This is a genomic window from Synechococcus sp. H55.9, assembly GCF_047462355.1.
In the GTDB taxonomy this organism is placed as follows: domain Bacteria; phylum Cyanobacteriota; class Cyanobacteriia; order Thermostichales; family Thermostichaceae; genus Thermostichus.
This window is the reverse complement of sequence record NZ_JANSJB010000123.1, coordinates 1-5,635: the sequence shown is the minus strand read 5'-3', so window position 1 is coordinate 5,635 and position 5,635 is coordinate 1. Positions and strand designations below refer to the sequence as shown.

General features: G+C 59.8%; 8 protein-coding genes. 6 read left to right on the top strand and 2 right to left on the bottom strand.

Annotated elements, in window-relative coordinates; genetic code table 11:
- A partial coding sequence (locus NW857_RS12080) for an asparaginase (protein WP_414369075.1) occupies positions 1-836 on the bottom strand: 836 nt, incomplete at its 3' end.
- 143 nt (positions 837-979) lie between these two features.
- Here NW857_RS12080 and NW857_RS12075 point away from each other — a divergent pair.
- The 4 genes from NW857_RS12075 (at position 980) to NW857_RS12060 (ending at position 4,216) form a co-directional block, all read left to right on the top strand.
- Entirely contained in the window at positions 980-1,744 is a 765-nt protein-coding gene (locus NW857_RS12075) for a sirohydrochlorin chelatase (protein ID WP_414369073.1), read from the top strand.
- Positions 1,745-1,811: 67 nt separating this feature from the next.
- Positions 1,812-2,570: a uroporphyrinogen-III C-methyltransferase gene (gene cobA, locus NW857_RS12070; RefSeq protein ID WP_414332467.1), complete on the top strand. Its 759-nt coding sequence runs from the start codon at positions 1,812-1,814 to the stop codon at positions 2,568-2,570.
- Complete coding sequence (locus tag NW857_RS12065) at positions 2,567-3,355, top strand: ABC transporter permease (protein ID WP_414332465.1); 789 nt, start codon at positions 2,567-2,569, stop codon at positions 3,353-3,355. The genes cobA and NW857_RS12065 overlap by 4 nt, the downstream gene beginning before the upstream one ends.
- Before the next feature lie 180 nt (positions 3,356-3,535).
- Positions 3,536-4,216 carry a response regulator transcription factor gene (locus NW857_RS12060; RefSeq protein WP_414332463.1) on the top strand — a complete coding sequence of 227 codons (681 nt, stop codon included), beginning with the start codon at positions 3,536-3,538 and terminating at the stop codon, positions 4,214-4,216.
- Here NW857_RS12060 and NW857_RS12055 read toward each other — a convergent pair.
- On the bottom strand, positions 4,202-4,465 hold the full coding sequence (locus NW857_RS12055; protein ID WP_414332461.1) for a ParB N-terminal domain-containing protein: 264 nt from the start codon (positions 4,463-4,465) through the stop codon (positions 4,202-4,204). The two genes, NW857_RS12060 and NW857_RS12055, sit on opposite strands and share 15 nt — an antisense overlap.
- Before the next feature lie 148 nt (positions 4,466-4,613).
- Between NW857_RS12055 and NW857_RS12050 the strand changes: the two genes are divergently transcribed.
- Together NW857_RS12050 and NW857_RS12045 are read left to right on the top strand one after the other, a co-directional pair.
- Positions 4,614-5,003, top strand: coding sequence for a hypothetical protein (locus NW857_RS12050; protein WP_414369070.1), 390 nt, complete (start codon positions 4,614-4,616; stop codon positions 5,001-5,003).
- A gap of 189 nt (positions 5,004-5,192) precedes the next feature.
- Positions 5,193-5,635: ABA4-like family protein (locus tag NW857_RS12045; RefSeq protein ID WP_414369068.1), on the top strand; the 443-nt coding region annotated here is incomplete at its 3' end.

Below are 5,635 nucleotides of genomic sequence, written 5' to 3'. Positions count from 1 at the left end.
TGCAAAGCCAAGGCATATTTGGCCCGCGCGGCCCCATCCTGTACCTTGATGGCCAGGCCCATCCCCTCTCCGACGCGCCCAATGCACTGGATCCCTTCGGCGCCGGACTTGCTGACCAGCTCTCCCTGGGTAGCCCGCATCAATTCTGTATCGAAACATCCCTGTCCGGCCACCATTTCCGGGTGGTGGGTCATGGCGCGGGCGATGGCCTCCAAGTCGGGCCGCTCGCCGGCAGTCAGTTGGGCAAATAGAGAGGCCAAATGGTTCAGTTGCAGTTGGTAGGTGGGCACGCCGCAGTCATCGCGGGCAAACAAAAACTCTTCCGAAGGCATCTGCAATAGATCCGCCAACTTAGCCCGCACCAGGGCCTGAACGGGGTGTTGCCGCTGGGCGTAGTCCGGCAGGGTCCAGTTCTGGGCGCGGCTTGCTAGCAGCATGCCAGCATGCTTGCCGGAGCAGTTGTGGCACAGGGGGCTGGGCTTGCCGGGTGGGGTGGGGCAGACCAGCAGCTCGGGAGACAGGTCGGCGCGCCAGAGCATGCTGAACACCTGCCGCGCATGGGCCGTGGTGCCCTGATGGGATCCGCACATAATGGCGATATCCTTCTCGCTGAGGCGGTAGCGCTCGCGGATGCCGGTGGAGAGCATGGCCAGCGCTTGGAAAGGTTTGAGCGCAGAACGGGCAAAAACAGGGGTGGTGCTGTTGCCGGCCATGGCCAGGGAGCGCCCGCGGCTATCGGCCACGACCGCTTGGCAATGATGGATAGATTCGGTCAACCCTTCCCGCAAAACATGGATCAACAGTTCGGGGGTGGTGGAACGATTCTCAAATGACATGAAATCCTGGGAAAGGGCCGACGAGTCTGAAAAAAGGATGTGTACTTTAATCAAATCATACGCGCAGATCCGGCGCGAGACGTTGTCGGAACCTTTCTAAGTAGCAAAATAGAACAGTTGCCTCTGGATCCCTGACTTCTGCCATGTCCTTAGCTCCACTGGTGTTTTTGGTTTGTCACGGCAGCCGGGATCCGGAATACCAACAGGCGGCGGCGGATTTGCTGGCCCGGGTGCGGCAGCGGCTGGCTCCTCAGCCGGTGGAGCTGGCCCAGTTGGAAGGTCAGCCCCTGACCTTGGCAGAGCAGATTCACAGACAATTGGCCTCCTGTCTGGATAGAGTCGATGGGCCGGTGGTGCTGCTGTCGCTGTTTATGGGCGGGGGATCCCATGTGGAGGAGGATTTGCCGGCTGCGGTGGAGCAGGTTCAAGCTCGCTGGCCGCGCCTGCAGTTGCTGCTGACGCCCCCCATCGGCCAGCACCCAGCCCTGATCGATTTGGTGGCGGCTCGCGTGGTTGCGGCGCAGCGGTTGGGGGAACTGACCCACGGCTGGATCCTATTTGGCCATGGCAGCCGCCTGCCGGGATTTGCCGCCCAGCTCCAGGCCGGGATCCAAGCTCTGGAACAGCGCCTGCCCGGAATTCCCATCCACCTGGCTTTTGCCGCCCAGCCCCCGACACTGGAAGCGGCTGTAATCCATTGCCTGCGTCTGAGCCAGTATCGCCTGCGGGTGCTGCCGTTTTTTCTTTTTCCGGGCGGTCTGCTGCGCGCTTTACAAGAACAAGCTCAGCGGCTACAGCGAGAATGGCCCTTGCTGCAGATTACGGTGGAGCCGCCCCTCTGGCGGGATCCCCAGGTGGTACAGGCCATCCAGGAGACCCTGCAGACGGCCTGTCTGACCGGGAAGTAGGGTTGGTTGGTCAAAACTGTCCTGTTCCAGCAGAATAGATATTTCCGACAAGCTATTGGGATTTGAGATGGGCAAAGTGTATCTGGTGGGGGCAGGGCCTGGGGATCCGGGACTGCTGACGGTCAAGGGCAAAGCGCTGCTCGCCCATGCGGACGTGGTCATCTACGATGCCCTGGTGGGATCCCCCATTTTGGATCTGATCCCACCCACAGCAGAACGAATCTACGCCGGCAAACACTGCGGCGCCCATACCCTCCCGCAGGAGCAGATCACGGCCTTGCTGATCGAGAAAGCCCAGACGGCAGCCGTGGTGGTGCGCCTCAAGGGCGGGGATCCCTTCATCTTCGGGCGGGGGGGCGAGGAGATGCTGGCCCTGGTGCAGGCCGGGATCCCGGTGGAAGTGGTGCCGGGAATTACGGCGGGCATGGCCGCCAGCGCCTATGCTGGGATCCCACTCACCCATCGCGACCTCAGCTCCTCGGTTGCCTTCGTAACCGGCCATGAGGCAGTAGGGAAATACCGCCCCCAGGTCAATTGGCGCGCCCTAGCCGAGGCCGTAGAAACCTTGGTGATCTACATGGGTATGCACAACCTCGGCCACATCGCCGCCGAATTGTTGGCCGGCGGCAAAGCTCCCGACACCCCCGTTGCCCTGATCCGCTGGGGCACCACGCCGGAGCAAGAGATTCATCTGCTCCGTTTGGAGACTTTAGCCGGTCAGCCCTCGCCTGTAGCACCGCCCGCCATTGTCGTGGTGGGAGCGGTGGTCAATCTGGCCGGCCTGTTGCCCACTCTATGTCCGCTTGCCCCTTCAGAGCCTCAATGAACGCCTTTTTTCGCAAGCTGAGCGCCCTCTTTGCCGCCTACTACGCCTACATGCTGGAGTACCGGGCGGAGCTGATCCTGTGGGTGTTGGCCGGATCCCTGCCCTTGATCATGATGGGGCTCTGGAGCGAAGCCGCCCGTTCAGGAGATTTCTCGCTCTCTTCCCTGGAGTTCAGCCGCTATTTTCTGGCCGTGTTCCTGGTGCGCCAGTTCAGCATCACCTGGGTGATCTGGGACTTTGAGCGGGAGGTCGTCGAAGGCAAGTTATCGCCGCGTCTGTTGCAGCCTCTGGATCCCGCTTGGCACCACGTCGCCAGCCACCTGATGGAGCGCCTGGCCCGCCTCCCCTTTACCGTGGCTTTGATTGCCCTCTTTTTTCTGCTCTACCCCCGTGCTTTTTGGATCCCGTCTTGGCAACAGGTGGCACTGGGATCCCTGGCCATTCTGTTGGCTTTTGCCCTGCGCTTTCTTATGCAGTACACCCTGGCGCTGCTGGCCTTTTGGGTGGAGCGGATATCGGCTCTGGAGCAGCTTCATTTCTTGGTGTACCTGTTTTTGTCGGGGGTGATCGCCCCTCTGGAGGTGTTTCCACCGGCGGTGCGCCAGGTCTTGGCCTGGACGCCCTTTCCCTACTTGGTGCATTTTCCCGCCGGCCTCTGGGTGGGGATCCCACAAGATATCCCGCGCGGTTTTGCCATGGGCCTGGCCTGGCTGGGGCTGTTTTGGCTGGTCAACCGCTGGCTGTGGCGCAAGGGTTTGCAACGCTACTCCGGGATGGGAGCCTAAACAAACCTATTTCCCAGTCCGCCTGAGCCGGCAGCAAGACTGCTTCTGGAACGACTATTATGGGGCAGGGGTTAGTTGATCGCCAGCATCCTATCTGGACTTAAACTTGCGGCAAGAGGTGAATAGCGCCCTCAGATCATCTCTTTAGTCATTCCTCAACAGCCTCTCCCGCTAGTCATCATGAAGCGCGTATTGGTCGTAGATGACGATCCCCTCTCTTTAAAGGTGCTGAGCCGCCACTTGACTCAGCACGGCTATCGGGTTTGTACGGGCACTTCGGGTGTAGAAGGGCTGCGCCTGTTTGCCCAAGAGCAGCCGGATGTGGTGGTGTCGGATGTGGTGATGCCGGAAATGGATGGCTTCGAGTTTTGCCGGCAACTGCGGCAACAGCGGGGCGGCGAACTCGTCCCCTTTATCTTTCTCTCCTCTCGCAGCGAGTTGGACGACCGCGTTCAGGGCTACGAGTGGGGAGCCGACGACTACATCATCAAGCCCTTCGAGCCGCTGGAGCTGGTGGCCAAGATCGAGGCGCAAATCGAACGATCCCGCCGCACCCAGTTGGAGATTCTGCGCCTGATCCAGCAGCAAACCCAGGCCAAAGCCGAAACTGCCCCCCGTCCCACCTTGGCAGATCTTCCCCTTACCCCTGCTGAGGAGCGGGTGTTCCGGGAAGTGATCCGCGGCCTCACCAACAAGCAAATCGGCGAGAAGCTGTTCATCAGCCCGCGCACTGTGCAAACTCACCTGACCAACATCCTCAGCAAGCTTTCTCTGGAAAATCGCTCGCAACTGGTGCGCTTTGCCTATGAGCGAGGCTACAGCGCCCAAGAGGAGCCGGACTCTCTTTCAGGCCAGGTGTAGCTGCAAAACAGAACGCGGCGCCTTGCGCACCCGACAGGGGATCCGCTCCTTGCCCAAGCGGACAAATGCCTCGTAGCGGTGGCAGCCGGAGAACCCATAGTATTCTCCCTCCACTTCCAAAACTTCGATCGGCTCCTGCAGCCCGATTGCTTCGATGGAAGCCATCAGCGCCCGCACTTTCTCCGGATCCGTCTGCCGCGGCAAGGGGCGACGAATTTGGGCCAGGGGAATCTCGCGAATGTGCGCCATGGTGAATTTTCTCCCTAGGTAAGCTCCTTAATCATACTCATTATGACTTTGCTCTAGCAAGGCTTGCAGAGGGAGTGGATTCTCAGGTCAGAGCATGGCAGGATAGCACCATTCCTCACTGCCCTTTCGCTCAGGAGCCAACTTAGCCATGTGGCAACTCCTCCAAGCTTTCTGGGGAAAGATCGCCGGCCAAGCTCCCCCCGTACCCCCTGGCAAGGCCCCCCAAACCCCCCCTGGCGAGATGCCGCTGCAGCCACCTTCTCCCCGCCCAGCAGAAGCCTCTCAGCCCACGCCGGAACCTTCCACTCCAGCAGTAGCTGGGCAAGGTGGGGAAGCAGCAGTGTTGATCTCTTCTCAGGAGCAATCCCCGGACTCTAATGCAGTGGAATTTCCCCTGGGCACCTCTACGGCCAAAAGCATCGGCAGCTTCTGGGCCATGGCCGATACGGGATCCCGGATTTCCCGCATTGCTTCCGCCACCGACAGTGGCCGTGCGATCAGTGCCATTGCAACTGCCAGACTGCGCCAGCCGGAATAGAAGCTGGGATCCCTCTGGCTTTGGGGAAAGCAGTGTCTGCCCGGCTGTGACCCGTCTGGGCTCAAGGCAAGGTTCAAGAGTGCCCCGCCTTTTTGTCCGCTCCAGAGCCTGGGTTTTCAAAATGGAGCTCAACAACACCATCGTTGCAAACATGTGAAGACATTTTCCAAGCGTCAGGAGTTGCTGGATATGCTGGAGACCCTCTTCAACGCGGCCAATTGGTTTGCTTTGCCTTTTTGGGCTTTGATGATCCTGCTGCCGGGCTGGAAAGTGACCCGTAGGGTGATGGAGTCGCTTTTGCCCATTGCCCTTTTGGCAACAGTTTATCTCTATCTTCTGGTTACCGGATTTAACGCCAATGCTCTCCAGGAGTTTTCCAATCCTCAGCTATCTCTGAACAGCCTGACTTCTCTATTCAGCCAGCCCTCGGTCATGGCGACGGGATGGGTTCACTACATTGTGATGGATCTATTTGTGGGCCGCTGGATCTTCTTGGAAGGCTGGGAAAAGCGAGTTTGGACAACTCACTCTCTGCTTTTGTGCTTGTTTGCTGGGCCGGTGGGTTTGCTCTCCCATCTGCTCACAGTGACCGTGGTGCAAGGGATCCGAAAGGGCCGGCCTGGGGTTGTTGG

Coding starts and splice junctions, on each gene's coding strand:
- NW857_RS12055 (WP_414332461.1), bottom strand. CDS start 4,465: ATGGCGCACATTCGCGAGATTCCCCTGGCCCAAATTCGTCGCCCCTTG.
- NW857_RS12065 (WP_414332465.1), top strand. CDS start 2,567: ATGAACGCCTTTTTTCGCAAGCTGAGCGCCCTCTTTGCCGCCTACTAC.
- cobA (WP_414332467.1), top strand. CDS start 1,812: ATGGGCAAAGTGTATCTGGTGGGGGCAGGGCCTGGGGATCCGGGACTG.
- NW857_RS12060 (WP_414332463.1), top strand. CDS start 3,536: ATGAAGCGCGTATTGGTCGTAGATGACGATCCCCTCTCTTTAAAGGTG.
- NW857_RS12050 (WP_414369070.1), top strand. CDS start 4,614: ATGTGGCAACTCCTCCAAGCTTTCTGGGGAAAGATCGCCGGCCAAGCT.
- NW857_RS12075 (WP_414369073.1), top strand. CDS start 980: ATGTCCTTAGCTCCACTGGTGTTTTTGGTTTGTCACGGCAGCCGGGAT.